This is a genomic window from Salinicola lusitanus (genome assembly GCF_038648475.1).
In the GTDB taxonomy this organism is placed as follows: Bacteria; Pseudomonadota; Gammaproteobacteria; order Pseudomonadales; family Halomonadaceae; genus Salinicola; species Salinicola lusitanus.
Window position 1 is genome coordinate 2,793,323 of the sequence record NZ_CP151919.1, and the last position, 26,463, is coordinate 2,819,785.

Below are 26,463 nucleotides of genomic sequence, written 5' to 3' on the forward strand. Positions count from 1 at the left end.
TTATCAGTGGGATGGCCGTATATTTCGCCCCGTTCTTGGAACGGGGCCTTAGCTCAGCTGGGAGAGCGCAACACTGGCAGTGTTGAGGTCAGCGGTTCGATCCCGCTAGGCTCCACCACAAGAACCGACCTTCGCGTCGTCTTCAGCGTCCCATTCGTCTAGTGGTCCAGGACACCGCCCTTTCACGGCGGTAACAGGGGTTCGAACCCCCTATGGGACGCCACTTCTTCCTTTTCTGTTTCTCTTACCGATATCCAGCTTCGCGGGTTTCTGCGGCTGTTGATAACTGATCGATATCGATCCCTCCAGGCTTGACATTCTGCCGGCTTTTCCACCGTGTCGATTCGCGCCCCCCTTGACGCCGCTAACTTACTGAAAATAGGCAAATGAAAATTTTACCTATTAAAATCAATGGCTTAGTTGTGGTTAAAAATTAAGCAATCTGTTGGCAGGGCGCTTCTGGAGGCGGTTTGGTGACATTATCGAGGGGTTTTTAACAGGCTTATCCACAGGAAGTGTGGAAATCTTCGCCGTCCGTGGGGCGGACATGAAAAAGCCGCCGGTCATTCCGGCGGCATCGGGGTGTGTTGCTGCTGCGCTGCAGTTCTACTTCGTCGGATAATCCCGCTTGTCATAGCCGGTATAGAGCTGGCGGGGGCGGCTGATCCGGTAGCCGTTGGTGATCATCTCGTTCCAGTGGGAGATCCAGCCAACCGTGCGTGCCATGGCAAAGATCACCGTGAACATGTTGGTGGGAATACCGATGGCCTTGAGGATGATCCCGGAGTAGAAGTCGACGTTGGGATAGAGCTTGCGCTCGATGAAATATTCGTCCTCCAGCGCGATCTGTTCCAGGCGCTTGGCGATCTGCAGTTGTGCGTCGTCGCCGATTCCCAGCTCTCCGAGGACCTCGTCGCAGGTCTCCTTCATCACCTTGGCGCGGGGATCGAAGTTGCGGTAGACCCGATGGCCGAAGCCCATCAGCTTGAACGGGTCGTCCTTGTCCTTGGCCTTGTCGATGAAGCGCTGGATGTTCTCTTCCGAGTCGTCGCCAATCTCGTCCAGCATCGCCAGTACCGCCTCGTTGGCGCCGCCATGCGCCGGACCCCAGAGTGCGGCGATGCCGGCGCTGATGCAGGCGAAGGGGTTGGCGCCGGTGGAGCCGGCCAGGCGCACGGTGGAGGTCGAGGCATTCTGCTCATGGTCGGCGTGCAGCATGAAGATACGATCCATCGCCTTGGCGATGACCGGGTTGACCTCGTAGTGCTCGCACGGATTGCCGAACATCATGTGCAGGAAGTTTTCGGAGTAATTGAGGTCGTTGCGCGGATACATGAACGGCTGGCCGATGTTGTACTTGTGACACATCGCGGCCAGCGTCGGCATCTTGGCGATCAGGCGTATGGCGCTGACGTGACGCTGGTCGGCCTGGGTGATGTCGAGGTTGTCGTGGTAGAAGGCAGCCAGCCCGCCGACGACGCCGCAGAGAACGGCCATGGGGTGTGCGTCGCGGCGAAACCCCTTGTAGAAGTTGACGATCTGCTCGTGAACCATGGTGTGACGACCGATGGTATCCCTGAACTTCTCGTACTCCTTCGAAGAGGGAAGCTCACCGAACATCAGAAGGTAGCAAAGTTCGACGTAGTTGGAGTTCTCGGCCAGTTGCTCGATCGGGTACCCGCGATGGAGCAGTGTACCGGCGGCACCGTCGATATAGGTGATGCCGGACTCGCACGAGGCGGTAGCGACGAAGCCAGGATCGTAGGTGAACAGGCCTTCTGCGGTCAGGCTGCGGACGTCGATGACATCAGGGCCGACGGTGCCGGGGTATACCGGCAATTCGATGGTGTTGTCGACACCATCGACCGATAGTTTCGCTTTTCTGTCAGCCATGTAGGCCTCCTTTATCGTGACATAAGCCTTTGTCTTTACTGCCTGCAGGCGAAAAAAAGAGTTTGCCCACTATAGATTTCCGCAGGGGTTTGTCAATTCGCCTAGGTCGCGTTGACACCGTGGTTGCGGCGTTTGTCCCGGATTGTAGAAGAGGTGGCGGAGTGCCAGGGCAAGGAATGGCACCGGGGATGCTCGGGCCGAGTCGCCATCATACCCATCGATGGGGGCGAGCCGACAGCGGCAAAAGAAATTTCGTTCGACTGTCGACAACCCGCAAGTCGCTGGCGACGGGGGTGGACGGAGATTTTTCCCATGAGCGGCCGGTGTGATGATTTGTCATACCGTTACCCAAACCCTATAATCTGCAACCGCACGATATGGCATCGTCAGCCGGTTGGGGCCGCATCGGAACTGCATCTTGCGACCGTGTCCAGCTTCTAAAAACCACCGCCCTGAACGGGCACGACCCGTTTGGGTTAAGAGAGTGTTTAAGAGCCGTGAATAGCAAACGTCCAGTAAACCTCGACCTGTCCACCATCCATTTTCCACTTCCCGCACTTACCTCTATCGCACATCGCATCACCGGCGTCATCCTTTTCGTCGGGCTGATCTTCGGCTTCTGGGCGCTGGATGCTTCGCTCTCCTCTCCCGAGGGGTTCGAGTCGGTGCGTAATGCGTTGGCGCACAATGTGCTGGTGAAGCTGATTGCCTGGGGCCTGCTGTCGGCACTTGGCTTCCACTTTGTCGCGGGGATCAAGCACCTGCTGATGGATACCGGCTACGGTGTCGATCTCGAGGGTGGCAATCGCAAGGCGCAGATCACTGTCGTGATCAGTGCCGTTCTGGTGGTTCTGGCAGGAGTCTGGGTATGGTAACCAATATCACGAATCTGGGCCGCAGTGGCTTGTCCGACTGGCTGATCCAGCGGGTTTCCGCGGTGGTGCTGGCGCTCTATGCGCTGTTCGTCGTGGCCTACCTGCTGTTTCATCCGAACCTGGATTACGTTACCTGGAGCGGCCTGTTCTCCCAGACCTGGATGCGCATCTTCTCCTTGCTGGCCTTCATATCCATGGCCGCTCACGCCTGGGTAGGTCTGTGGACGGTCTCCACCGACTATCTCAAGCACACCGGTGTTCGCTTCGCCTTCCAGGCCGTCGTGATTCTTGCCATCTTCGTTTTTCTGGTGTGGGGCGTTCAAGTCCTCTGGGGAGCCTGATCCATGTCAACCATGCGTAACCTGACTTTTGACGCCATCATCATCGGCGGTGGCGGTTCCGGCCTGAGGGCGGCGCTCGAGCTGGCCAAATCCGGCAAGAAGACAGCGGTACTTTCCAAAGTTTTCCCGACGCGGTCGCACACCGTTTCCGCGCAGGGTGGCATCACCTGTGCCATCGCTTCCGCCGACCCCAATGACGACTGGCGCTGGCACATGTACGACACCGTCAAGGGCGGCGACTATATCGCCGACCAGGACGCTGCCGAGTACCTCTGCTCGGAGGGGCCGAAGGCGGTATTCGAACTCGAGCATATGGGGCTGCCTTTCTCGCGCTTCGACAATGGACGCATCTACCAGCGCCCATTCGGCGGTCAATCCAAGGACTTCGGCAAGGGCGGCCAGGCCGCACGCACCTGCGCCGCGGCCGACCGTACCGGACACGCGCTGCTGCACACGCTCTACCAGAACAACCTGAAGAACAACACGGTCTTCCTCGACGAGTGGTACGCCATCGATCTGGTCAAGAATGCCAATGGCGACGTGGTCGGCTGCATCGCGCTGTGCATCGAGACCGGCGAGATCGTGCACGTCAAGTCCAAGGCCACTGTGCTGGCCACCGGCGGTGCGGGCCGTATCTACGCCTCCACCACCAACGCCCTGATCAACACCGGCGATGGCATTGGCATGGCGCTGCGCGCCGGGTTCCCGATGCAGGACATGGAGATGTGGCAGTTCCATCCGACCGGCATCTACGGCGCCGGTACGCTGGTGACGGAAGGCTGTCGCGGCGAGGGCGGCTACCTGATCAACAAGGACGGTGAGCGTTTCATGGAACGCTACGCGCCCAACGCCAAGGATCTGGCTGGCCGCGACGTGGTCGCCCGCTCCATGGTCATGGAGGTGCTGGAAGGGCGCGGCTGCGGCGAAAATGGCGACCACGTCATGCTGAAGCTCGATCACCTGGGCGAAGAGGTGCTGATGAAGCGCCTGCCGGGTATCGTCGAGCTCTCCAAGACCTTCGCCCACGTGGATCCGGTCAAGGAGCCGATCCCGGTCACGCCGACCTGTCACTACATGATGGGCGGGATTCCGACCAACGTGCACGGCCAGGCCATCACTCAGGATGGCGATGGCAACGACCAGATCGTCAACGGTCTGTTCGCCTGCGGCGAGGCGGCCTGTGTCTCGGTGCACGGCGCCAACCGCCTGGGCGGCAACTCGCTGCTCGACCTGGTGGTATTCGGTCGCGCCGCCGGGATCTATATCGACAAGGCGCTCAGCGAGGGTATCGAGTACCTCGACGCCTCGGCGTCGGACATCGAGCGTGCTACCAGCCGGCTGGCGCGCTGGAACGAGTCCAGCGGTGGCGAGTCCGTGCCCGAACTCAAGGCCGAGCTGCAGAACACCATGCAGAATGCCTTCGGGGTCTTTCGGCAGGAAGACAACATGCAGGAAGGCGTCAAGAAGCTGGCGGAACTGCGCGAGCGCATTGGAAAGGCCCATCTGGGCGACAAGTCCGATGTCTTCAACACTGCCCGGGTCGAAGCCCTGGAGCTCGATAACCTGCTGGAAGTGGCCGAGGCTACCGCGATCGCGGCGCTCGATCGCAAGGAGAGTCGCGGCGCTCACTCGCGCTACGACTACCCGGATCGCGACGATGTCAACTGGCTCAAGCACTCGCTCTTCCATCCGGGCGACAAGACCGTGACCAAGCGTGATGTCAATTTCACGCCAAAGACGGTCGATACTTTCGAGCCGAAAGTCCGTACCTACTAAGGGGGTTGTCACGATGTCCAATCTGCAGGTTTCCGTTTACCGCTACAACCCTGAAACCGACTCCGCTCCCTATATGCAGGAGTTCCAGATCGATACCCAGGGGCGCGATCTGATGGTTCTCAATATCCTGACCATGATCAAGGATCAGGATAGCTCTCTGGCTTTCCGTCGCAGCTGTCGCGAGGGCGTGTGCGGCTCCGACGGCATGAACATGAACGGCACCAACGGACTGGCCTGCATCACGCCGCTGTCGGACGTGGTCAAGGACAACAAGCTGGTGCTGCGCCCGCTGCCGGGGCTCCCGGTGATGCGCGACCTGGTGGTCGACATGGGACTGTTCTACAAGCAGTACGAGCGCATGCAGCCGTACTTGCAGAACGATACCGCGGCGCCGGCCATCGAGCGGCTGCAGTCGCCGGAGGAGCGTGACAAGCTGGACGGGCTCTACGAGTGCATCCTGTGTGCCTGCTGCTCGACCTCTTGCCCGTCTTTCTGGTGGAACCCGGACAAGTTTGTGGGCCCGGCCGGCCTGCTGCAGGCTTACCGCTTCCTGGCGGACTCGCGTGACAACGCCACCCAGGCGCGGCTGGCCGAGCTGGAAGACCCGTTCAGCCTGTTCCGTTGCCGCGGCATCATGAACTGCGTCGCCGTCTGCCCGAAGGGTCTGAACCCGACTCGGGCGATCGGCAAGATTCGCGAAATGCTGTTGTCCAACGCGACCTGATCGTCAAAGGCGGTATCTACGACTTAAATCGTAGCGCTGGGCTTGTTATCATACCGCCACGCTACCGGCTGCGACCCAATGTCGCAGCCGACTAGAGCTCAAGATGTCAGCCGGTGCCTCGCGCACCGGCTTTTAACGATCATGAAGACGCCTTGAATGGCATGATCGTTGGCCGTCTCGCGACGGTTCCGGAGTGACGCCGAGGCGCAGCTGCGACCGGCGCCGACAACACCCCATCAGTGTAGGGTGAACGAGAGATGCAAGAAGGCATAATGGAGTTGATGTGGCGCACTTCCCACATGAGCGGCGGCAACGCCCACTATGTGGAAGCGCTCTACGAGCAGTACCTGGATGATCCCGCGACCGTTCCCGATGAGTGGCGCCAAGCTTTCGAGCAGTTGCCGCGCCTGGAAGGCTCTCCCTCCCAAGACGTTCCCCTCAGCCCGATACGGGAGCAGTTCTATCAACTGTCGCGCGAACGTCGCACCCCCGCGACCGCCGCCACCGGCAGTAGCGAGAACCGCAAGCAGGTCAAGGTTCTCCAGCTGATCAACGCGTATCGATTCCGGGGCCATCAGCGCGCGAACATCGATCCGCTCGGCTTGCGCAAGCCCGACACGGTCCCCGATCTCGATCTCTCCTTCCACGACCTGACTCAAGCCGACATGAACACCGAGTTCCAGACCGGTTCGTTCTTTCTGGGCAAAGAGGAAGCGTCGCTCAAGGAGATCGTCGAGGCGCTCGAGCAGACCTACTGTCGCTCGATCGGCTGCGAGTTCATGCATATCGTCAACACCGAGGAGAAACGCTGGCTGCAGCAGCGTTTCGAGTCGGTGCGGTCCAAGCCGAAATACAGTCAGAGCGAACGCGAACACCTGCTGGAGCGCCTGACCGCGGCCGAGGGGCTGGAGAGCTATCTCGCTTCCAAGTATCCGGGCACCAAGCGCTTCGGTCTGGAGGGGGGCGAATCCTTCATCCCGATGATGGATGAGGTGATCCAGCGCAGCGGCAATTATGGCGTCAAGGAAGTGGTGATCGGCATGGCCCACCGCGGACGCCTCAACCTGCTCGTCAACATCCTCGGCAAGAGCCCGTCGGAGTTGATCGACGAGTTCGACGGCAAGAAGCAGATCGAACAGGGCTCCGGCGATGTCAAGTATCACCAGGGCTTCAGCTCCAACGTCATGACGCCTGGTGGCGAAGTCCACCTGGCACTGGCGTTCAACCCCTCGCATCTGGAGATCGTCTCCCCGGTCGTGGAAGGTTCCGTGCGCGCACGCCAGGATCGCCGCCAGGACGACGATGGCCAGCAGGTCCTGCCGGTGGTGGTCCACGGTGACGCTGCCTTCGCCGGCCAGGGCGTGGTGATGGAAACCTTCCAGATGTCGCAGACCCGCGGTTACAAGACCGGCGGTACGCTGCACATCGTGATCAACAACCAGGTCGGTTTCACCACCTCGCGGCCCGATGACGCGCGTTCCACCGAGTACTGCACCGACATCGCCAAGATGGTTCAGGCGCCGATTCTGCACGTCAACGGTGATGATCCTGAAGCGGTGCTTCACGCGACCCAGGTCGCCGTGGACTATCGCAAGGAGTTCCAGCGCGACGTCGTGATCGACCTGGTCTGCTACCGTCGGCGTGGCCACAACGAGGCCGACGAGCCGTCCGGCACCCAGCCGCTGATGTACTCCAAGATCAAGTCGCACAAGTCGACGCGGACGCTCTACGTGGAGCAACTGATCAAGGAAGGCGTGCTGAACGAGGAGCAGGCCAAGCAGATGGGCGAGCAGTATCGGGACGATCTGCTGGCCGGGAACCATGTCGCCAACGCACTGGTGAAGCAGCCCAACACCGGCTTGTTCGTCGACTGGACGCCGTATCTGGGACATGAGTGGAGCGGTGACACCGATACCAGTTGCGATCTCGATCAACTGACCCAGTTGGCGCAGAAGATGAGCGAGATCCCCAACGGCATCGACGTTCAGCGCCAGGTTGCTCGGGTCTACGAGGAGCGTCGCAAGATGCTGGCCGGCAACCAGCCGCTCAACTGGGGATTCGCCGAGACGCTGGCCTACGCCACCCTGGTCGACGCCGGGCATCCGGTGCGCCTGACAGGGCAGGATACTGGCCGAGGCACGTTCTCTCATCGTCATGCCGTGGTGCACAACCAGGCCGACGCCTCGACCTATGTCCCGCTGCAGCATATCAAGGACGACCAGCCCGCCTTCGCCATCTACGACTCCTTCCTGTCGGAGGAGGCCGTCCTGGCATTCGAATACGGCTACGCCACCACCGCGCCCAACTCGCTGATCATCTGGGAAGCCCAGTTCGGCGACTTCTTCAACGGCGCTCAGGTGGTGGTCGACCAGTTCATCTCCTCTGGCGAGTCGAAATGGGCCCGTCTTTGCGGTCTGACGCTGCTGCTGCCGCATGGTTATGAAGGGCAGGGGCCGGAGCACTCCTCCGCGCGCCTCGAGCGTTTCCTCCAGCTGTGTGCCGAGCACAACATGCAGGTTTGCGTACCGACCACCCCGGCGCAGATCTTCCATCTGCTGCGTCGCCAGGTGATCCGGCCGCTGCGCAAGCCGCTGATCGTGATGTCGCCCAAGAGCCTGCTGCGCCACAAGGATGCGACCTCGACCATGGAAGAGCTCGCGGAAGGGCGCTTTCAGATGGTCATCCCCGACGTCGGCGAACGGGATCCTCAGCAGGTCAAGCGCGCCGTGCTCTGCTCGGGCAAGGTCTACTACGATCTCGCGACCTACCGGTCCGAAAACGAGCGTGACGACACGGCAATCATTCGTGTCGAGCAGCTCTATCCTTTTCCCAAGGACGAGCTATGGGAAGCGCTCAAGACCTATCCGAATCTGGAACAGGTCGTCTGGTGTCAGGAAGAGCCGCTCAACCAGGGCGCCTGGTATCAGAGTCAGCACCATCTGCGCCTGGTGGCGGGTATGGTGCGCGAGGGATTGGATCACAGCCTCAAGTTCGCGGGTCGTCCGGCTTCTGCCGCGCCAGCCGCGGGCTACATGTCTGTCCATGTGGCCCAGCAGAGCCAACTGGTCGACGACGCTTTCAACGCGTAAGACGCCTTGCCGCTGAGACAGGCGCGAGAGAAAAGAGACTAAGGATACGACATGGCTACTGATATCAAAGCGCCGACTTTTCCCGAATCCGTTGCCGAGGGAACGGTCGCCACTTGGCACAAGAAAGTGGGCGACAGCGTCGAGCGCGATGAACTGATCGTCGAGATCGAGACCGACAAGGTCGTCCTCGAGGTGGTGGCGCCCGAGGCCGGTACGCTCTCCGAGATCAAGATCGAAGAGGGCGACACCTGCGAATCCGAGCAGGTGCTGGGCGTTCTCGGCGCGGCTTCGGAAGGCGGCAAGAGTGAAGAGAAGCCGGCCGCCGATGAGAAGTCGGAAGGCGAGGAGAAGTCGGGTAGCGATAAGCCGGCGGCCAAGCCTGCCGCGTCCGGCAAGAGCTTCGAGGTCAAGGCGCCGAGCTTCCCCGAATCCGTGCAGGAAGGCACCGTCGCCAGTTGGACCAAGAAAGTCGGTGAAGCGGTCAAGCGCGACGAGGTGCTGGCCGAGATCGAGACCGACAAGGTCGTGCTGGAAGTCGTCGCCCCGGCCGACGGCGCGCTCTCCGAGATCAAGGTCGAGGAAGGCGAGGTCGTCGAATCCGAGGCGCTGCTGGCCGTCTTCTCCGAGGGTGCGGGTGGCGAGGGCGACGGCGGGGCTTCCGCTGAATCCGCCGGCGACCGGGACGAGGCTCCCGCTGGCGATGGTGAGGAAGATGCCAAGGTGGATGGCAAGATCCTGGCGCCTGCCGCGCGCAAGCTGGCGGCCGAGAACGATCTCGATGTCAGCAAGATCGAGGGCACCGGCAAGGGCGGTCGGATATTGAAGGAAGACGTGCAGAAGGCGGTCAAGGATGGCTCGGCGAAGAAATCCGCCAAGCCGGCTGCCACCTCCGCACCGAAAGCGGCGGCAGCGCCGGCGGTCGAGGGCGAGCGTCCCGAGCAGCGCGTGCCGATGAGCCGCCTGCGCCAGACCATCGCCAAGCGCCTGGTCCAGGCCCAGCAGACCGCGGCCATGCTGACCACCTACAACGAGGTGGACATGAGCGCGGTGATGGCACTGCGCAGTGAATACAAGGACACCTTCCTCAAGGCGCACGACGTCAAGCTCGGCTTCATGGGCTTCTTCGTCAAGGCGGCGACCGAGGCGCTCAAGCGCTTCCCCGACGTCAACGCCTCCATCGATGGCACCGACATCGTCTACCACGGCTATCAGGACATCGGCGTCGCCGTCTCCACGCCGCGCGGTCTGGTGGTGCCGGTGCTGCGTGACACCGACAGCATGAAGCTGGCCGATGTCGAGAAGGCGATCGGCGACTTCGGCAAGCGCGGTCGCGAGGGCAAGCTCGGCATCGACGACATGCAGGGCGGCACCTTCACCATCACCAATGGCGGCATCTTCGGCTCGCTGATGTCGACGCCGATCCTGAACCCGCCGCAGACCGCGATCCTGGGCATGCACAAGATCCAGGAGCGTCCGATGGCGGTCAACGGCAAGGTCGAGATTCGCCCGATGATGTACCTCGCCGTCTCCTACGACCACCGCATGATCGACGGCAAGGACGCGGTCCAGTTTCTGGTGGCGATCAAGTCGCTGCTGGAAGACCCGGCGCGCCTGCTGCTGGATATCTGATGACCGCAGCCCGGACGCCTCGCGTCCGGGCCTGCGGATACTCGCACCGTCGCACACGAATTCGAAGACTGAACGTCAAACGAAGCGAACAGGAAACTTTTCATGGCCGATAAATTCGATGTGATCGTCATTGGCGCTGGCCCAGGGGGCTACGTCGCCGCGATTCACGCCGCGCAACTGGGCCTCAAGACAGCCTGCGTCGAGAAGTGGGTCAACAAGGAAGGCAAGACGGTTCACGGCGGTACCTGTCTGAACGTGGGCTGCATCCCCTCCAAGGCCTTGCTGGAGACTTCGCACAAGTTCGTCGAGACGCGCGACCATTATGCCGAGATCGGCATCAATGTCGGCGATGTCGCCACCGACGTGAAGAAAATGATGGAGTTCAAGAACAGCGTCATCGCCAAGAACACCGGCGGTATCAGCATGCTGTTCAAGTCCAACGGCGTCACCGCGCTGGAGGGCACCGGCAAGCTGCTCGATGGCAAGAAGGTCGAGGTCACCGGTCACGACGGCAAGACCGAGACCTATGAGGCCGACAACGTCATCATCGCCTCCGGTTCGGTCCCGGTGAATATCCCGCCGGCACCGATGACCGACGACATCATCGTCGATTCCGCCGGTGCGCTGGAGTTCGCCGAGGCGCCCAAGCGGTTGGGCGTGATCGGTGCCGGGGTCATCGGCCTGGAGCTGGGTAGCGTTTGGAGCCGTCTGGGCAGTGAAGTCACCGTGCTCGAGGCGCTGGACACCTTCCTGCCGATGGTCGATCAGGCGATCGCCAAGGATGCCCAGAAACTGTTCAAGAAACAGGGGCTGGACATCAAGATGGGCGCGCGGGTGACCGGCTCCGAGATCAAGGGCAAGGGCGACAAGCGCGAAGTCGTGGTCCAGTACACCGACAGCGAGGGCGAACAGGAACAGACCTTCGACAAGCTGATCGTCTGTGTCGGCCGTAAGCCCTATACCGAAAATCTGCTCGACGACGGCGCCGGTATCAAGCTCGACGAGCGCGGCTTCATCTTCGTCGACGACCAGTGCCGTACCAATGTTTCCGGCGTCTACGCCATCGGCGACGTGGTGCGCGGCCCGATGCTGGCCCACAAGGCCTCGGAAGAGGGCGTCATGGTCGCCGACATCATTGCCGGGCAGAAACCGGAGATGAATTACGACGCCATTCCCAGCGTCATCTACACGGCGCCGGAAGTGGCCTGGGTCGGTATCAACGAGCAGCAGGCCAAGGAGCAGGGCATCGAAGTCAAGACTGGTGCCTTCCCGTTCTCGGCCAGTGGTCGCGCACTCGCGAACAACGCGCCGGAAGGGATGGTCAAGGTCATCGCCGATGCCGAAACCGACCGCGTCCTGGGTATCCACATTCTCGGCCAGCACGCCGGTGAATTGATCGCCCAGGGCGTGATCGCCATGGAGTTCGGTTCCAGTGCCGAAGACCTGGCGCTGACCTGTTTTGCCCATCCGACGCTGTCGGAAGCGGTGCACGAGGCGGCGCTGGCTGTCGATGGGCATGCCATCCACATGGCCAACCGCAAGAAACGCAAGTAAGTCGTTCTCCAGCGTTTCCTGCACTAGGTGCCATTCCCAGGAATGGCACGGGGGCGACGAGCCGGTTGACCGGCTCGTTGCCATTCGAGTCACATGCAACCTAATGGCATGAATCGATGAACCTTCACGAGTATCAGGGCAAACAGCTGTTTGCCGATTATGGTCTTCCCGTTTCCAAGGGCTTCGCCGTCGACACGCCGGATGAAGCCGCGCAGGCCTGCAAGAAAATCGGTGGCGACAAGTGGGTCGTCAAGGCCCAGGTTCACGCGGGCGGCCGCGGCAAGGCCGGCGGCGTCAAGCTGATCAAGAGCCCGGAAGAAGCCAAGGCGTTCGCCGAGCAGTGGCTGGGCAAGAACCTGGTGACCTATCAGACCGACGAGAAGGGTCAGCCTGTCGCCAAGATCCTGGTCGAGAACTGCACCGATATCGCCAGCGAGCTCTATCTGGGCGCGGTGGTCGATCGCGCTACCCGGCGCGTGGTCTTCATGGCCTCCACCGAAGGCGGCGTCGAGATCGAGAAGGTCGCCGAAGAGACGCCCGAGAAGATCCTCAAGGCCGAGATCGACCCTCTGGTCGGCGCGCAGCCGTACCAGGCCCGGGAGCTGGCCTTCCAGCTGGGCCTGAACAAGGATCAGATCAAGCAGTTCACCAAGATCTTCCTGGGCCTCTCCAAGCTGTTCCACGACAAGGATCTGGCGCTTCTCGAGATCAACCCGCTGGTGATCACCGACGAAGGCAATCTTCACTGCCTCGACGCCAAGATCAACCTCGACGCCAATGCCATGTATCGCCACCCGGACCTGCAGGCGATGCGTGACCCGTCGCAGGAAGACGAGCGCGAGGCCCACGCCCAGGAGTGGGAACTCAACTACGTCGCCCTCGACGGTAACATCGGCTGCATGGTCAATGGCGCCGGTCTGGCCATGGGCACCATGGATATCGTCAACCTCAACGGCGGCAGCCCGGCCAACTTCCTCGACGTCGGTGGCGGCGCGACCAAGGAGCGGGTGGCGGAAGCGTTCAAGATCATCCTCTCCGACACCAACGTCAAGGCCGTGCTGGTCAACATCTTCGGCGGTATCGTGCGTTGCGACATGATCGCCGAAGGCATCATCGGTGCCGTCGAGCAGGTCGGCGTCAACGTGCCGGTCGTGGTGCGTCTGGAAGGTAACAACGCCGAGCTGGGTGCCGAGAAACTGGCCTCCAGCGGTCTGAACATCATCGCTGCTACCAGCCTGACTGACGCGGCTCAGCAGGTCGTCAAAGCGGCGGAGGGCAAGTAATGAGTATCCTGATCGACAAGAGCACCAAGGTCATCTGCCAGGGCTTCACCGGTGGCCAGGGGACTTTCCACTCCGAGCAGGCGATCGCCTACGGCACCAACATGGTCGGCGGTGTCACGCCGGGCAAGGGCGGCCAGGAGCATCTGGGCCTGCCGGTGTTCAACACCGTCAAGGAAGCGGTCGAGAAGACCGGCGCCGAGGCGTCCGTCATCTACGTGCCGGCCGCGTTCTGCAAGGACTCGATCCTCGAAGCCGCCAACGCCGGCATCAAGCTGATCGTCTGCATCACCGAGGGCATCCCGACGCTGGACATGCTCGACGTCAAGGTCAAGTGTGACGAGCTAGGCGTGCGCCTGATCGGCCCGAACTGCCCCGGCGTGATCACCCCGGGTGAGACCAAGATCGGCATCATGCCGGGTCACATCCACAAGCCGGGCCGTGTCGGTATCGTGTCGCGTTCCGGCACCCTGACCTACGAAGCGGTCAAGCAGACCACCGATCACGGTTTCGGCCAGTCCACCTGTGTGGGCATCGGCGGCGACCCGATCCCGGGCTCCACCTTCATCGACATCCTCGAGATGTTCGAGAAGGACCCGCAGACCGAAGCGATCGTGATGATCGGCGAGATCGGCGGCACCGCCGAAGAGGAAGCCGCAGCCTACATCAAGGCCAACGTCTCCAAACCGGTGGTCTCCTATATCGCCGGTGTGACCGCACCTCCGGGCAAGCGCATGGGCCATGCCGGTGCGATCATCTCCGGTGGCAAGGGCACCGCAGACGAGAAATTCGCCGCGCTGGAAGATGCGGGCGTCAAGACCGTGCGTTCGCTCGCCGAGATTGGCGACGCGCTGAAGGCCGTGACTGGCTGGTAAGCCACGTCGCCACCCTTCGAGGCGTATCGTCTCGACAACGGCCCGCCAGGGTTACCTGGCGGGCCGTTGTCGTTTTCGGCTGAAATTACTGCTCTGCGAGAGTCTTGTCCAGCGAGCGATGGGCCTGCCCGTGGTGGCACCAGCGCGCGTCAGCCAGCCAGTCGAAAGCTGTTACGGCCTTCCTGCTTGGCGTCCAGCAGGACGCGGTCGGCCCGATTGACCGTATCCAGTGGTGCCTCCACCATCGAGTGCTCGGCCACCCCAATGCTCACGGTGATCGAGACGGGGATGTCGGTCACGGAGAACGTCAGATTGCGCAGATACTCGATGAGCCTGGCGACGATCTGGCCTGCCTGCTCGAGAGAGGTGTTCTGCATCAGCAGCACGAACTCCTCGCCACCCCAGCGGCCACAGAGATCCCCCGCACGCATCTGACCGCGCAGCGAGTCGGCCAGGCTGACCAGGATGCGATCGCCGCCGTCGTGGCCATAGCGATCGTTGATCTGCTTGAAATGATCGATATCCAGCATCGCGACGCAAAACGGTTTGCCGCCCCGCACCGCTTCCACGCCAGCCTGGATCAACTGCTCGTCCATCAGACGCCGGTTGGCCAGGCCGGTCAGCGGATCGTGGGTGGCGGCGGTCTTGAGTGCCTGATTGCGTTCACGCATCAGCTGCTGATAGCGATCCGAGATGCGCGAGAGCTTGCGCTCCTTGTTGAGCTGGCGTTCGTACTGCTGCTTGAGACTGGCCAGGTCCGTCTGGGTGAACTGCTGATAGCCGTCGGCGATGTTCAGCAGCCGTTCCAGACGCTTCTGCTCATCGACATGGAGGCGGTAGAGCTGTCCCAGGGCGGCATGCAGGGGGTGGTCCCGGTGATCCGGCGCTGCCAGCAAGGCTTCGATCTGCTCAAGCAGGGGATGCATCGCGCTGGTCACGACGTCGCCTGCTTCGGTTCGATCGCGAATGGGAAGGTGCAGTCCTCGCGGAACTCCTCGGCCAGTTCGGCAATGCGCTCGTTTTCGGCATGGTAGCGCCAGTCGACGCTGACCGGCCTGCCTTGCCGATGGGCGTCTTCGAGAAGATCGAAGATGTCCATCATGGCCTTGACCGAGCTGGTGTTGAGGTAGACCAGTTGCAGCTCGAGCCGCAGCGGCAACCGGTTCTGTTCGAGGAATGAGCCGATCCAGCGGATGATCTGGTCGAACAGTTCGAACGCGTTCTCCGGGTAGGAGTCGCCCTGCATGGTCAGGCATCCCGTCTCCCAGTCACCACGGACGGTGGGTGTCGACTGGGTGCCTGAAATCTGGATATCGGAATTCATGGCGGTCGTCACGATCAAACGGTGGCAGTCAGGCTGAAGAATGCCTGACCGTTGGGCAGCGGTTGGAGGCGGGCCTGCAGTGGCAAGCTCGACTTGCGTGCCATATCGAGTAGCCCCAGCCCAGCACCGCGGGTCGAGTCGGCATCGCGTGGCTGGCGCAGCTGACGTTTGTAGGCTTGCTTGAGCTCGGCCTTGTCGAGTTCGCCGATCTCTTCGATCACCTTGGCCAGTTCGCGGCCATCGTCCGCTTCCACGAGGTTGCCGGCGGAAACGGTGTAACGACCTGCGTCGTCTCGCCCCACGGCGACGGTGGCCGTCGCGTCGCGCTCTCCATACTGTCGCCGGCGCGAATAATGGCGGATGTTCTGCGTCATCTCGATATAAATCGCGAAGACATCCATCGACGACGAGAGCGCCGCCTGCTCGCTGTCGAGGTAGTTGCGTAGCGCATTGCCGATCTCCTCGATCAGGCTGCGCGAGATCGGGCCGTTGAAGCAGAGCATGACACGCTGCTGCTGATAGCTCTCCCGCATCGCTAATAGGTCCATGGTCTCTCCGGACTTGAGGTCGAGTATAGAGCGAATGGCAGCTCGAGGGCGGACAGGGTCATGTCGGCCTGCTGCCTGGGTCGGGTTGAAACACCAGCAGGGTGATGTCGTCGCGCTGCGGATGAGTACCGCTATACGCCGCCAGCGCTACTGCGAACGCGGCGACCTGGTCCGTCGGCGTCAGCGTGGCGTGGCGCGTCAGCATCTCGGCGAAGCGTTGACGGCCGAAGCCGAAGCCGCGCTCGCCGCCCGCCTGGTCCAGGAAGCCGTCACTGCAGAGCGTGTAACTCGCCCCGGGTTGCAGGGGCAGCTCGAGGTTGGCATAGCGCATCCGACGCTTCTGCATCAGCGCCCGGCGCCCGCCCGGATGACACTCGAGGCGCTCGCCGTCGGCGACGTGCAGCGCCATCTTGGCGCCGGCGAAACGCATCCGGCGCTGGCGTTCGTCGATCCAGACCAGTCCCATGTCGATGTCGGTGGCGAGGTTGGCGGTAAGCGCCTCGCGCTGCAGCAGCTCGCGACACCGCGCGTCGACGTCATCGAGAATGGCGGCCGGGTCCGCGCAGCCGAGCCGCAGCACGGCATGATCGATGCTCGCCTTGACCAGCATGGTCATCAGCGCACCGGGGACGCCATGGCCTGCGCAATCGATGACCCCCAGCAGGTAGCCCTCCGGCGTGGCGTGGAAGATGAAGATGTCACCGCCGACCTGGTCGCGTGGCTGCCAGATGACCCCGTAGCGGCTGCCGAGTCGTGCATCCAGCGTCTCGCCCGGAAGAATGGCGCGCTGTATCAGGCTGGCGTAGGCGAGCGACGATTCGATCTGGCGATGGGCCTGGGCCATTTCCCGGTTGGTCGCCTCCAGCGCCGCGGTGCGTTGGCGAACGGTGGCTTCCAACTGCTGGGTATGACGCTCCACCTGCGCCGCCATGTCGGCGAAGGCGCGTGACAGCTCGCCAATCTCATCGCCCCGCTGAACCGGCAGTCGGGAGTCGTACCTGCCGTCGGCGATCGCCTGCGCCGACTGTTTCAGCCGACGCAGCGGCGCCAGGATCAGGCGCTCGCTGGTATAGATGAAACCGGCCAGCAGCAACACCAGGAGCGCGATGGCGCCGAGACTCAGCGGCCACAGCCAGTGGGTCGCGATCAGTCGAGCGCTCTGCCGATCCAGTGCCGTGACCATCAGCCAGTCGAGCTGGGGAACGTAGCCCACCGAGAGCAGGCGGGGCTGGCCGTCGAGGTGGGCGGTCAACATGTATACGTCGTCGGGGTCGGCGACGGCGCGCTGGATCACCTCACGGAGCTCGGCGCGTTCGTCCTCGCCATCGAGGAGGGCGGCCAACTGCTGTCCTCGAGCGAGGTCACCGTTGTCCGCTTGCGCATTGAAAGCGATCCGTGATGCATCCGGATAGGCCAGTAACGCCCCCTGACGGTTGACGATCATCGGCGTGATGCCGTGGGCCCGGGTACGAATGAACGCATCCAGGAACCCGCTCAGGTCGAGGCCGGTACCGGCGATGCCCAGCGGCCGCCCGTCGTCGCGGATCACCACGTTGATCCACACCTTGGCTTCCTGCAGTTCGCGGTCGATGTTGACGTTGAGCGTATAGGATTGGCCGCTGGCGATGAGGTGCGAGTACCAGCTGTCGTCGGGATCGGTTGCGCTCAGTCGGTAACGGGGCCGGCGATCGGTGGGTTCGTCGTCGCTGCTGAAGTAGTAATCCCCGCTGGCGTCGACCACGGCGAAGTAGGTGTGAGCCGCGAACCCCTGGCGGTAACTCTCGGCCTCGTCGAAGAAGCGCTGGCGCTTGGCAGGGTCTTGTTCGTCGGCCAGCCAGTCACGGGTAACCGGGGATTGGGCAAAGCGCTCGGCGAGTGCCAGCTCGCGGGAAATCGGCGCCAGGATGCGCTGCATCTGCAGCAGGGTGAAGTTCTCGGCATACGCCTGGGAGAACTGCTGGCGCACCGCGTCGACCGCCAGCCAGCCAATCAGCAAGGCGGGTACCAGTGCCACCAGACAAGCCGTCAACAGCGCGAGTGCCGATTTACCGCGTAATCCCCAACGAACGCCCATGGTCATCCTCGATCGACGATCCGCACGGGACCCGTGCGACTGTCCAGTGACGGAGAATCACAGCGATAGGCGGCGTCATGAAGCCTCGAGCATGGCAGCAATCACGCCACGACCAAGCATCGGTTAAAGCGGGTTTACACGCGTTATTGGCGGTTTTGGCGAGGCGCCGCAGGGTCGTGGACCCTGCCGCCCGGGGTTCAGCGCGTCGAGGAGGCGCGCTGCTTGTTCATCATGCGCAGAAATGCTTTGCCTGCCGTGGCAATGAATAACGGAAAGCCGGCCAGCAAATAGAAATAGTAGGTGACGAAACGCCAGATCAGGACGGCGGCGGCCGCGCTCTGTGCGCCGATCAGCGGCGTCAGCAGGGCCGAGGAGGTGAGCTCCGCGCCGCCCGCGCCGCCGGGGAGAAAACTGAGCTGGCCGGCAGCCATGGAAACCATCTGCACCAGGAAAGTCCACGCCCAATCGATGTGCTGGCCGAGCCCCTGGACCACCAGATAGAGAACGCTGTAACGGATCAGCCAATGCGCGCAGCAGAGCAGGAATACGGCGAGCAGTAGCCAGCGCGGCAGCCGCAGCGTCTCCACCAAGGAGTTCCTGAAATGCAACAGGCGGCGGGCAAAGCCGAATCGTGAGCGGCGTTTGACGTTGAGCTTGGCCAGCCAGCGTCCGGTGATATGCATGACCCGCGCGTAGTGGGTCAGTGTCAGCCATAGCAGGGCGAGAGCGGTGACCAGCAAGAGCGTGGGTAGTCCCACCAGCCAGCCGAGCTTCAGGTCGACCGCTTCGATCAGCACGTAGAGCGCGACGCCGATCAGGCCGGAGAGGAAGAACAGCAGGTCGGTCAACTGATCGACCGCGAAGATCGCCGATGCCTGAGCCGGACGGACACCGCGCCGGGCCAGCAGACCGAGCAGGGTCAGCGGACCACCGGTACCTCCCGGCGTGGCGCAGATGGCGAACTCGGTGGCCATGACGATGGAGAACGCTCGGATCTGGGAGAGTTTCCCCGCGCGCCCGGCCAGCAGCAACCTCAGGCGCAAGGCATTGACGTTCCAGCAGATCACGACCATGCCCATCATCAGCAACAACTGCGAGGTAGGAAACCCTCGCAGTTCGGTGACGATACCGCGTCCCCCGACCAGGATGGGTATTGCCAGCGCTGCCACCAGGCCCAGCGCGAGTAGCCACAGGATGCGCTTCATGCCGCGGAGCGATCCTTGTTCGCCGATCCGGCGAGATTGGCTGGGGCGGGATCAGGGGCCTGGTCGAGCCAGGCCTGCTTGGTCAACGGCTGCCTTCCCGTCTCCAGCAGATGCTCCACGAGATGCAGCCAGTAGTCATGGGAGACGCGATGGCGCATATCCACGGGATGCAGCGCCAAACGCAACAGCGGTGCGTGCTGGAAACGGCGGTACTGGAGTGCACTGACCACTCTCGACATGCCGCGGCGCCAGGCGCTCCGGGCGCTCCACACGATGCTGGGCGCCTCCAGCGACGCCAGCGATGGCAAGCGATAGAGGTGTTGCAGATCGCTGGTGTAGGTGAACGGGCGTTGCTGCAGGGCCTTCCGGGTACCTTCGCTCATCAGCCAGGCGGGGGCGACGAAACCGCCATGCGGCCAGCCGCAGGCGTCGAACTGGGCCATGCCCTCGTCGAGCAGGGCGCCGGCGCGATCCTGGTCGAGGGTGTAGAACTCCCCCTCCCAGGTGTAGATCCGGCGCATGTAGAAATCCCGCAACGAACGGGGCGCCGGCGCATCGTCCCGGTGAAAGTAGCCATGCAGCGTCAGTTCGTCCCCTCGCGCCAGGCGGTCATCGAGAACCCGGCGCAGCAGGTCGCTGTCGCGGCACTCGCCCCGGCCATGGAAGTTGGGGACGACGAGCCAGGTCATCGGAATGCGCTGGCCGAGCCGTTCGCCGAGACGATCGATCGCCTCGACGAACGGCTGGTAATCGGGCCAGGTTTCGGGGGCGATGTCGTGGAGCACCAGCGCGAAATGCGAATTATCCATGCTGGGAACCCTGCTGGGCTTCTCCCGCACCTTCGGTGGCGCTGGTCAGCCGTCGATAGTGGGAGAGCAGGCCGTCGATGACGACATCCCAATCGTGGTTGCGCTCCACGTAGCGTCGCGCGCGGCGCCCGGCTTGTGAGGCATCGTGGTTGGCGAACAGCTCCTTGACCGCGCGAGCCATGTCGGCGGGCGAATGGGGTTCGCTCAACAAGCCACAGCCCAGCGGCACGTTTTCGGCCAGGGCTCCCGCCCGGGCGGCGACCACGGGAATGCCGCTCGCCATGGCTTCCAGTGCCACCAGGCCAAAGGTTTCCTGGGTGCCCGCATGGACCAGCGCATCGCTGGAAGCCAGCCAGCTCGCGACCTCTTCGGTCGGGGTGTAACGGTCGATCACGCTGACATTGTCCGGCACCTGGCTGGGCATGCTCGGGCCAACCAGCAGCAGGTGGTAGCCCTTGCCCAGCAGCTGTGCGGTCTTCAGCAAGTCGTGGAGGTTCTTCTCGCGCGAGCCGCGGCCGACGAAGATCAGCAGTTTCGTGGTCTCGTCGAGGTTCAGTCGCTCGCGCAGGGCCACGTTCCGACGGCTCGGGTGGAACGTCTCCAGATCGACGCCCAGCGGCTGGATAGCAACCCGCTCGATGCCGAGTCGGGTCAGCCGCTCGGCCATGACGCGGCTCGGAGCGAGGACCTGATCGAAGCGGCGATAGAGCTGATAGACGTAGCGCTCGATCAGCTTGTCGGTGCCTTTGCCGAGTCGATTGCTGATCAGTCGAGGCAGATCCGAGTGATAGAAGCCGACCACCGGTATGTCCAGCTTGCGGCCGGCGCGAAGCGCCGCCCAGCCAGTGACGTAGGGATCACCGGCCTCGATGATGTCCGGTGACAGGCGCACCAGCTCCCGTTCCCAGCCGCGACGCCGCAGCGGGAAGCGGTAACCTTGGCTGAACGGCAACGGCGGCGACGGTACCTCGTGAATGCCGTTGTGCGTGAAGAGCTGAGAGCCGGGGATCAGCAGGCTACAGGTGACACCAGGCAGCTTGGCGAGGCGCCGATGCTTGGCATCGAGATAAGTACGAACCCCGCCACTGGCGGGGGCATAGAACATCGTAACGTCGGCAATGTGCAACGAGCCGCTCCTCTTGAAGACTTCCCTGTCGATACGGCGCATTCCTGAGAATGGCGATGACTACATTGCAGTATATCGTTTTACTGCCACAGGGCGTTCACACCAAAGTGGTAGCCTGCCGGCGCCGTTTCCGGCGTCGGCAGGCCATTACCGCGTTCACTCGGCGGGCGCGGCCACCAGCGAACGCGTCGCTTCACGGGCTTCGACGAGCTTGACGCGCAGTGAGCCGCCGAGCTGGTAACGCAGCTCGCCGCCGATCCGAATGCGGCCTTCCTTGTCGTCGATGGCCATCTGGTTGCGGTCGCTGTGAATCAGCGGCGCCGGCACGAACGCCGTGGCGCCGTTGGCCGTCAGGCGAACGCGCATGCCACCACGGCGGATGTCGATGATGTCGGCGTCGAAGACTTCACCCTTCTCGATGGTGGCGCCCAGATAGCGCACGTAGAGCCAGTCTTTGACGTCGCGTTCGGCCATTCGGTTCAGTCGGCGGCGTTCGGTCAACTGCTCCGTGAGCTGCTGGGTCGCCTCGGCCGGTGCCGCTTCGGACTTCAGCACTCGCTTGATCAGACGATGGTTGACCATGTCGCCGTACTTGCGGATCGGCGATGTCCAGGTGGCATAGGCGGGCAGGCCCAGGCCGAAGTGGGGCCCCGGCCGGGCCGACATGTTGGTGTAGCCCTGGAAGCGCCGCAGGCGGGCGTCCAGCCACGCATCCTCGCGCGCGTCCAGCGTGCGGCGAAGCTCCTTGTAGCGCGACAGTTCGGCGAGCTGCTCGCGCTCGACGGCGATTTCCTGGGTGGCCAGGAACTCGACGGCCTGGTCGATCTTCTCGGGCTCGAAGGCGTTGTGGACGTTGAAGATACCGTGGCCGATCTCCTTGGCCAGCAGGTCGGCGCAGCAGGCGTTGGCAACGATCATCGCCTCTTCGATCATGCGCTGACCGATGCGACGCTCCTCGATGACGATGCCCAGCACATTGCCGGCGTCGTCGAGGTCGAACGCATAGTCCGGACGATCCTTGAATACCAGCGTGTTGGCTTCCCGCCAGGCCGCGCGGGCGCGGGCGAGGTCGGCCAGCGCCTTGAGCTGCTCGGCGATGGGCTCGGCCGGCGCTGCGGTGTCGGACCGCTCCTCGAGCCAGTCGGAGACGTCGTCGTAGGCCAGGCGAGCCTGGGAGCGAATCGTGGCGGCGAAAAAGCGATATTCGCCCAGCGTGCCGTCGCGACCGACCTGCAGCCGGCAAGCCAGCACCGGGCGATCCACGTCCGGCTTCAGCGAGCACAGGTCGTCGGCCAGCGCTTCCGGCAGCATGGTGATGTTCTGGCCCGGCAGGTAGACCGTGAAGGCGCGGGTGCGGGCCTCCTTGTCCGCCGGGTGGGACTCGCCTACATAGGCGGTGGGGTCGGCGATCGCGACCGTCATTGTCCAGCCGTTGTCGGTCGCTTCCACCCGCAGCGCATCGTCCATGTCGCGCGTTTTCTCACCATCGATGGTGAAGAACGGCTCGGCGGTCAGGTCCTCGCGCACCAGACCCTCGTCCTGCAGCGGCCACTCATCGGCCGCCGGCGGGCACTCCTGCTCGAGCGCATGGCGAGCCAGGGTGACGCGCCACGGCACTGCCGGATCGTCACTCTTGACCACCAATTCGTCGATCTGGGTGAAGAACCCCCGGTCGTCCGGGCGCAGCGGATGGCGAATCAGGCGCGCGACGATCCAGTCGCCGTCGGCGATGTCGGACTCTTCCAGCGAGCGCTTGAGGCGTGCCTTCAGCGACAGATTGATGGAGGGGTGGTCGGGAACCACGGCCAGGCGGCCGTCGCGTTTCTGCACGCGAGCCACGAAGCGATCCAGCGATGCCTCGATCAGCGTCTCGGGGTCGGCCTGTTTCTTGTCGCCATCCTCCTTGATGACCGCTTCGATGCGGTCGCCGTGAACGACCTGCTTCATGGCGGGGGGCGGAATGAAGTAGGAAGTACCGTCTTCGGCTTCGAGAAACCCGAAGCCCTTGTCGGTCGCCTTGATGGTGCCCTGGACACGCGGCGTATTGGCGCGGATGTCCTGCTTCAGCTGGGCCAGAAGAGAGTTGTTCTGCAGCATCGGATCGGATCGGTCGGTGGACGAGAGCGACACTATACGGATTCCGCGTTGGCCACGCCAATCACACGCCGCCGTCCCAGGGATCGTTGGACCTGGCACGTTCGGCCACGAGGGGGTGTGAGACCAAAGTTGCCCCCTATGGGTCTGGCAGATTGGTATTCGACTGGTTATGTTGATGGTATTGAACTGGTATCACTCTATCACCTCGGAACCGATCTTCATGGCACCGACGCTATCGCGGCTCAAGCTGGACGCCGGCCGGTCGACGCCGCTCTATCGCCAACTGGCCCAGCAACTGGTCGAGGCGATCGAAGCGGGGGACTGGGAGACCGGCGAAGCCTTGCCCTCGGAACGGGTCCTGGCGGAGTCGCTCAACATTTCTCGCATCACCGCGCGCAAGGCGCTTGACCGGCTGGTGGCACTGGGCCTGATCCAGCGCACCCATGGCTCCGGGACGTTCATCGCCCCGCGACTCAACCAGTCGCTGACGCGGCTGACCAGCTTTACCGAGCTGCTGGTTCAACGCGGCCACCGGCCCAGTTCGCGGTGGCTGAGCCGCTGCTCCGGGACGCCCACGGTGGAGGAGAGCCTGCGCCTCGGCTTGAACGCCGACCAGCAGGTCTCGCGGCTCCGGCGCCTGCGGCTGGCGGACGACGTGGTGGTCGCGGTCGAGGAGAGCTGCCTGCCGAGCCGGGTCCTGCCGGATCCCGAGAGCGTCACCCATTCGCTCTATCGCCATCTCGACGAGCTGGGGACGCCGATCGTACGCGCTCTGCAGCACGTCTCGGCGATCAACGCCGACGCCGAGCTGGCGCAACTGGCGGAGGTGCCGCCCGCCCAGGCGCTGTTGATGATGACGCGCCTCGGCTATCTGGCCGACGGCCGCCCCGGGGAGCTGACGGTGACCTACTGCCGGACCGATTACTACGACTTCATGGTGGAGTTGACCCAATGAGATCGCACGAGCGGGAGACGACATGCTCTACGGCAACATTCTGACCCCCCGGGGCTGGCGACTGGGCACGCTGACATGGCGCGAGGGCCGGATAGCCGCCATCGACGGCGAGCCGGTCGACCCGGCCACCAACGCGCATCCTCGGTTGCTGCCGGGGTTCGTCGATCTCCACGTGCACGGCGGCGGCGGGGCGGACGCCATGGAGGGGGGCGATGCCGCGGCGGTCATGGCGCGGACCCACGTCCGTTTCGGCACCACCAGTCTGCTGGTGACCACGATGACGGCGCCGCTGCCCGACATTCGTCAGGCGCTGCGGGACATCGCTCGCATCATGTCTCGGCCTCCCTCCCACGCGGCGCGGCTGCTGGGCGTCCATCTCGAGGGACCCTATCTCAATCCCGGCAAGCTGGGTGCGCAGCCGCCATATGCCCACCCCGGCGCGATCGCCGACGTCGCGGCGCTGATGGAACTGGCGCCGATCCGGCTGCTGACGCTGGCGCCTGAGCTGTCGGGCCATGCCACGCTCATCGGTCAACTCCGCGAGCGCGGTGTCCGCGTGCAGATGGGCCATACCCTGGGCAGCTACGAGGAGGGCGTGGCCGGACTCGAGCATGGCGCCCACGGCTTCACCCATCTGTTCAATGCCATGACCGGGCTCCACCACCGCAAGCCAGGCATGGTCGGGGCGGCGCTGGCGCACGCCGACTATGCCGAGATCATCCCCGATCTGCTGCACGTGCATCCCGGCGCCATCCGCACGGCGCTGCGCTGCATTCCCCATCTCTTCGGCGTCACCGATTCCACGGCCGCCGCCGGCATGCCCGACGGCGAGTACCGTCTCGGCGAGCAGCACGTCACCAAGTGCCTGGGCGGTGTTCGCCTGGCCGACGGCACCCTGGCGGGCAGTACGCTGACCATGGACCAGGCGTTGCGCAATCTGGTCCAGATCGGCCTCGAGCTGGACGACGCCTCGCGGCGACTGTCGCAATACCCCGCCGATTTCCTCGGTGAGACCGAAATAGGGCGGATCGATGTCGGCTGTCGGGCCGATGTCGTGGTCATGGATGCCAGCCTGGAGATCGATGCCGTCTATGTCGGGGGCGAACAGGCCCATCGCGGCCCGTCGGCCTCGAACCTGTCGCCGGCACCACAAGCGACCCGCGCGTCGCAGGAGAGAAACCGATGTCGTTGATGCTTCAAGAGGCGCAGAGCGCCCCGAATTGCCTGCGAGCCCAGTGGCAGGCCAATGCCGCCATCCTTGCCGAGCTCGGCAGCGCCCTGCGCGGGGCCGACCTGCACGGGGCGCTGACGGTGGCCCGCGGCAGCTCCGATCACGCGGCTGCCTACTTCGCCTATCTCGGCATGAAGCACCTGGGGCTGCCGATGGCCTCGGTGCCGCCCTCGCTGACCACCGTCGCCGACACGCCGTGGCGGGTTCGCGGGCAACTGGCGGTGGCGATCTCACAGTCCGGTGCCAGCCCCGATCTCATCGCGACGCAGCGGGCCCTGGTCGATGGCGGCGCGCGCAGCGTGGCGCTGGTCAACACGCCGCACTCGCCGCTAGGCGAGACTTCGGAGCACGAGATCGCGCTACACGCCGGCGTCGAGAAGAGCGTCGCCGCCACCAAGAGCTATCTGGCCACGTTGGCCGCCTGTGCGCACCTGATCGGCGCCTGGGCGGAGGACGACGCACTGCTGGCGGCGTTGAAAGCGCTGCCGTCGGCGCTCGAGACCGCGGCGCGGCAGAACTGGCAGCCAGCGCTGGACGCACTGGTTGAAGTCGACAGATTGCTGGTCATCGGTCGGGGCGTGGGCCTTGCCGTGGCCCAGGAGGCTGCGCTCAAGTTCAAGGAGACCTGCGCCATCCAGGCCGAGCCGTTCAGTGCCGCCGAGGTCCGTCACGGGCCGATGGCGCTGATCGGTCCGGGCTATCCGGTGCTGGTGTTCGCGCCACCGGGTCCGGACCAGCCCGGGCTGCTGGAGCTCGCAGAGTGGCTGGAGGGGATCGGCGCCAGGGTGCTGCTGGCTGCCGACGAGAGCGTCGCGGCGCGCCAGTTGACGCTGGTCGACGCCGGTCACGACGACCTCCAGCCGCTATCGGTGATCCAGAGCTTCTATGTGATGGCGGCCGAACTGGCCGTCGCCCGTGGCGGCGACCCGGATCAGCCTCGCCACCTGCAGAAAGTGACGAGAACGCTGTGAGTCGTCGCAGAGGTCCTGTTTTACCGTGAGTCGCCGCCTGCCCGAGTCGCGCTGCGTGACGAGTCGGTCGGGATTGGAACAACAACA

21 protein-coding genes and 2 tRNA genes are annotated in these 26,463 nt (G+C 63.6%); 14 read left to right on the forward strand and 9 right to left on the reverse strand.

All coding sequences use genetic code 11. The features are described 5' to 3' along the window. Window positions 1–42 precede the first annotated feature (42 nt). Window positions 43–118 (forward strand) — tRNA-Ala (locus AAGT95_RS12540). Window positions 119–147: 29 nt separating this feature from the next. Further along, a tRNA-Glu gene (locus AAGT95_RS12545) sits at window positions 148–223 on the forward strand. Between the two features lie 383 nt (window positions 224–606). On the opposite strand, the gene gltA is transcribed toward AAGT95_RS12545, so the two are convergent. Then, the gene (gene gltA, locus AAGT95_RS12550) at window positions 607–1,893 is read right to left on the reverse strand and encodes a citrate synthase (RefSeq protein ID WP_110600691.1); all 1,287 of its coding nucleotides are present in this window, start codon (window positions 1,891–1,893) and stop codon (window positions 607–609) included. 497 nt (window positions 1,894–2,390) lie between these two features. Between gltA and sdhC the strand changes: the two genes are divergently transcribed. The 9 genes from sdhC to sucD all read left to right on the forward strand — a co-directional run bounded on the left by sdhC (window position 2,391) and on the right by sucD (window position 14,036). Next, complete coding sequence (sdhC, locus tag AAGT95_RS12555) at window positions 2,391–2,768, forward strand: succinate dehydrogenase, cytochrome b556 subunit (protein WP_205909449.1); 378 nt, start codon at window positions 2,391–2,393, stop codon at window positions 2,766–2,768. Next, window positions 2,762–3,109, forward strand: coding sequence for a succinate dehydrogenase, hydrophobic membrane anchor protein (gene sdhD, locus AAGT95_RS12560; protein WP_110600696.1), 348 nt, complete (start codon window positions 2,762–2,764; stop codon window positions 3,107–3,109). Before sdhC ends, sdhD begins: the two co-directional genes overlap by 7 nt. A gap of 3 nt (window positions 3,110–3,112) precedes the next feature. Continuing rightward, a complete protein-coding gene (gene sdhA / locus AAGT95_RS12565) occupies window positions 3,113–4,885 on the forward strand; it encodes a succinate dehydrogenase flavoprotein subunit (RefSeq protein WP_342593994.1) in 1,773 nt (590 codons plus the stop codon). Window positions 4,886–4,898: 13 nt separating this feature from the next. Further along, entirely contained in the window at window positions 4,899–5,609 is a 711-nt protein-coding gene (locus AAGT95_RS12570; protein ID WP_110600699.1) for a succinate dehydrogenase iron-sulfur subunit, read from the forward strand. 257 nt (window positions 5,610–5,866) lie between these two features. Next, on the forward strand, window positions 5,867–8,698 hold the full coding sequence (locus tag AAGT95_RS12575; protein WP_110600701.1) for a 2-oxoglutarate dehydrogenase E1 component: 2,832 nt from the start codon (window positions 5,867–5,869) through the stop codon (window positions 8,696–8,698). A 51-nt stretch (window positions 8,699–8,749) separates the two neighbouring features. Further along, a complete protein-coding gene (gene odhB, locus AAGT95_RS12580; protein WP_342593995.1) occupies window positions 8,750–10,327 on the forward strand; it encodes a 2-oxoglutarate dehydrogenase complex dihydrolipoyllysine-residue succinyltransferase in 1,578 nt (525 codons plus the stop codon). A gap of 102 nt (window positions 10,328–10,429) precedes the next feature. After that, window positions 10,430–11,881 carry a dihydrolipoyl dehydrogenase gene (gene lpdA / locus AAGT95_RS12585; protein ID WP_110600704.1) on the forward strand — a complete coding sequence of 484 codons (1,452 nt, stop codon included), beginning with the start codon at window positions 10,430–10,432 and terminating at the stop codon, window positions 11,879–11,881. Between the two features lie 116 nt (window positions 11,882–11,997). Then, window positions 11,998–13,164, forward strand: coding sequence for an ADP-forming succinate--CoA ligase subunit beta (gene sucC, locus AAGT95_RS12590; protein WP_110600705.1), 1,167 nt, complete (start codon window positions 11,998–12,000; stop codon window positions 13,162–13,164). Further along, the gene (sucD, locus tag AAGT95_RS12595; RefSeq protein WP_110600706.1) at window positions 13,164–14,036 is read left to right on the forward strand and encodes a succinate--CoA ligase subunit alpha; all 873 of its coding nucleotides are present in this window, start codon (window positions 13,164–13,166) and stop codon (window positions 14,034–14,036) included. Before sucC ends, sucD begins: the two co-directional genes overlap by 1 nt. 149 nt (window positions 14,037–14,185) lie before the next feature. On the opposite strand, the gene siaD is transcribed toward sucD, so the two are convergent. The 8 genes from siaD to AAGT95_RS12635 all read right to left on the reverse strand — a co-directional run bounded on the left by siaD (window position 14,186) and on the right by AAGT95_RS12635 (window position 23,219). After that, a complete protein-coding gene (siaD, locus tag AAGT95_RS12600) occupies window positions 14,186–14,974 on the reverse strand; it encodes a biofilm regulation diguanylate cyclase SiaD (protein ID WP_342593996.1) in 789 nt (262 codons plus the stop codon). Next, window positions 14,971–15,360 carry a biofilm regulation phosphoprotein SiaC gene (gene siaC, locus AAGT95_RS12605; RefSeq protein WP_342593997.1) on the reverse strand — a complete coding sequence of 130 codons (390 nt, stop codon included), beginning with the start codon at window positions 15,358–15,360 and terminating at the stop codon, window positions 14,971–14,973. Before siaC ends, siaD begins: the two co-directional genes overlap by 4 nt. 14 nt (window positions 15,361–15,374) lie before the next feature. Continuing rightward, entirely contained in the window at window positions 15,375–15,908 is a 534-nt protein-coding gene (gene siaB, locus AAGT95_RS12610; RefSeq protein ID WP_110600710.1) for a biofilm regulation protein kinase SiaB, read from the reverse strand. A gap of 58 nt (window positions 15,909–15,966) precedes the next feature. Further along, window positions 15,967–17,982, reverse strand: coding sequence for a biofilm regulation protein phosphatase SiaA (gene siaA / locus AAGT95_RS12615; RefSeq protein WP_342593998.1), 2,016 nt, complete (start codon window positions 17,980–17,982; stop codon window positions 15,967–15,969). A gap of 197 nt (window positions 17,983–18,179) precedes the next feature. After that, window positions 18,180–19,187, reverse strand: a complete 1,008-nt coding sequence (locus AAGT95_RS12620) for a lysylphosphatidylglycerol synthase transmembrane domain-containing protein (RefSeq protein WP_110600714.1) — start codon at window positions 19,185–19,187, stop codon at window positions 18,180–18,182. Next, window positions 19,184–19,996, reverse strand: coding sequence for a polysaccharide deacetylase family protein (locus tag AAGT95_RS12625; RefSeq protein ID WP_342593999.1), 813 nt, complete (start codon window positions 19,994–19,996; stop codon window positions 19,184–19,186). The genes AAGT95_RS12620 and AAGT95_RS12625 overlap by 4 nt, the downstream gene beginning before the upstream one ends. After that, on the reverse strand, window positions 19,989–21,122 hold the full coding sequence (locus tag AAGT95_RS12630; protein ID WP_342594000.1) for a glycosyltransferase family 1 protein: 1,134 nt from the start codon (window positions 21,120–21,122) through the stop codon (window positions 19,989–19,991). The genes AAGT95_RS12625 and AAGT95_RS12630 overlap by 8 nt, the downstream gene beginning before the upstream one ends. Window positions 21,123–21,278: 156 nt before the next feature. Next, window positions 21,279–23,219, reverse strand: a complete 1,941-nt coding sequence (locus tag AAGT95_RS12635; RefSeq protein ID WP_342594001.1) for an exoribonuclease II — start codon at window positions 23,217–23,219, stop codon at window positions 21,279–21,281. A gap of 220 nt (window positions 23,220–23,439) precedes the next feature. Here AAGT95_RS12635 and AAGT95_RS12640 point away from each other — a divergent pair, with 220 nt between their 5' ends. The 3 genes from AAGT95_RS12640 to AAGT95_RS12650 are packed head-to-tail and all read left to right on the forward strand — an operon-like array spanning window position 23,440 to window position 26,376. Next, on the forward strand, window positions 23,440–24,174 hold the full coding sequence (locus AAGT95_RS12640) for a GntR family transcriptional regulator (RefSeq protein ID WP_342594002.1): 735 nt from the start codon (window positions 23,440–23,442) through the stop codon (window positions 24,172–24,174). 22 nt (window positions 24,175–24,196) lie between these two features. Further along, a complete protein-coding gene (nagA, locus tag AAGT95_RS12645) occupies window positions 24,197–25,366 on the forward strand; it encodes an N-acetylglucosamine-6-phosphate deacetylase (RefSeq protein WP_342594003.1) in 1,170 nt (389 codons plus the stop codon). Then, window positions 25,357–26,376, forward strand: a complete 1,020-nt coding sequence (locus AAGT95_RS12650) for an SIS domain-containing protein (RefSeq protein WP_342594004.1) — start codon at window positions 25,357–25,359, stop codon at window positions 26,374–26,376. The genes nagA and AAGT95_RS12650 overlap by 10 nt, the downstream gene beginning before the upstream one ends. The last annotated feature ends 87 nt before the right edge of the window (window positions 26,377–26,463 follow it).

Bases quoted from the DNA above. Each gene is read 5' to 3' on its own strand.
- gltA (WP_110600691.1), bottom strand. From the start codon at position 1,893: ATGGCTGACAGAAAAGCGAAACTATCGGTCGATGGTGTCGACAACACC.
- sdhD (WP_110600696.1), top strand. From the start codon at position 2,762: ATGGTAACCAATATCACGAATCTGGGCCGCAGTGGCTTGTCCGACTGG.
- sdhA (WP_342593994.1), top strand. From the start codon at position 3,113: ATGTCAACCATGCGTAACCTGACTTTTGACGCCATCATCATCGGCGGT.
- AAGT95_RS12570 (WP_110600699.1), top strand. From the start codon at position 4,899: ATGTCCAATCTGCAGGTTTCCGTTTACCGCTACAACCCTGAAACCGAC.
- AAGT95_RS12575 (WP_110600701.1), top strand. From the start codon at position 5,867: ATGCAAGAAGGCATAATGGAGTTGATGTGGCGCACTTCCCACATGAGC.
- odhB (WP_342593995.1), top strand. From the start codon at position 8,750: ATGGCTACTGATATCAAAGCGCCGACTTTTCCCGAATCCGTTGCCGAG.
- lpdA (WP_110600704.1), top strand. From the start codon at position 10,430: ATGGCCGATAAATTCGATGTGATCGTCATTGGCGCTGGCCCAGGGGGC.
- sucC (WP_110600705.1), top strand. From the start codon at position 11,998: ATGAACCTTCACGAGTATCAGGGCAAACAGCTGTTTGCCGATTATGGT.
- sucD (WP_110600706.1), top strand. From the start codon at position 13,164: ATGAGTATCCTGATCGACAAGAGCACCAAGGTCATCTGCCAGGGCTTC.
- siaC (WP_342593997.1), bottom strand. From the start codon at position 15,360: ATGAATTCCGATATCCAGATTTCAGGCACCCAGTCGACACCCACCGTC.
- siaB (WP_110600710.1), bottom strand. From the start codon at position 15,908: ATGGACCTATTAGCGATGCGGGAGAGCTATCAGCAGCAGCGTGTCATG.
- siaA (WP_342593998.1), bottom strand. From the start codon at position 17,982: ATGGGCGTTCGTTGGGGATTACGCGGTAAATCGGCACTCGCGCTGTTG.
- AAGT95_RS12620 (WP_110600714.1), bottom strand. From the start codon at position 19,187: ATGAAGCGCATCCTGTGGCTACTCGCGCTGGGCCTGGTGGCAGCGCTG.
- AAGT95_RS12625 (WP_342593999.1), bottom strand. From the start codon at position 19,996: ATGGATAATTCGCATTTCGCGCTGGTGCTCCACGACATCGCCCCCGAA.
- AAGT95_RS12635 (WP_342594001.1), bottom strand. From the start codon at position 23,219: ATGCTGCAGAACAACTCTCTTCTGGCCCAGCTGAAGCAGGACATCCGC.
- AAGT95_RS12640 (WP_342594002.1), top strand. From the start codon at position 23,440: ATGGCACCGACGCTATCGCGGCTCAAGCTGGACGCCGGCCGGTCGACG.
- nagA (WP_342594003.1), top strand. From the start codon at position 24,197: ATGCTCTACGGCAACATTCTGACCCCCCGGGGCTGGCGACTGGGCACG.
- AAGT95_RS12650 (WP_342594004.1), top strand. From the start codon at position 25,357: ATGTCGTTGATGCTTCAAGAGGCGCAGAGCGCCCCGAATTGCCTGCGA.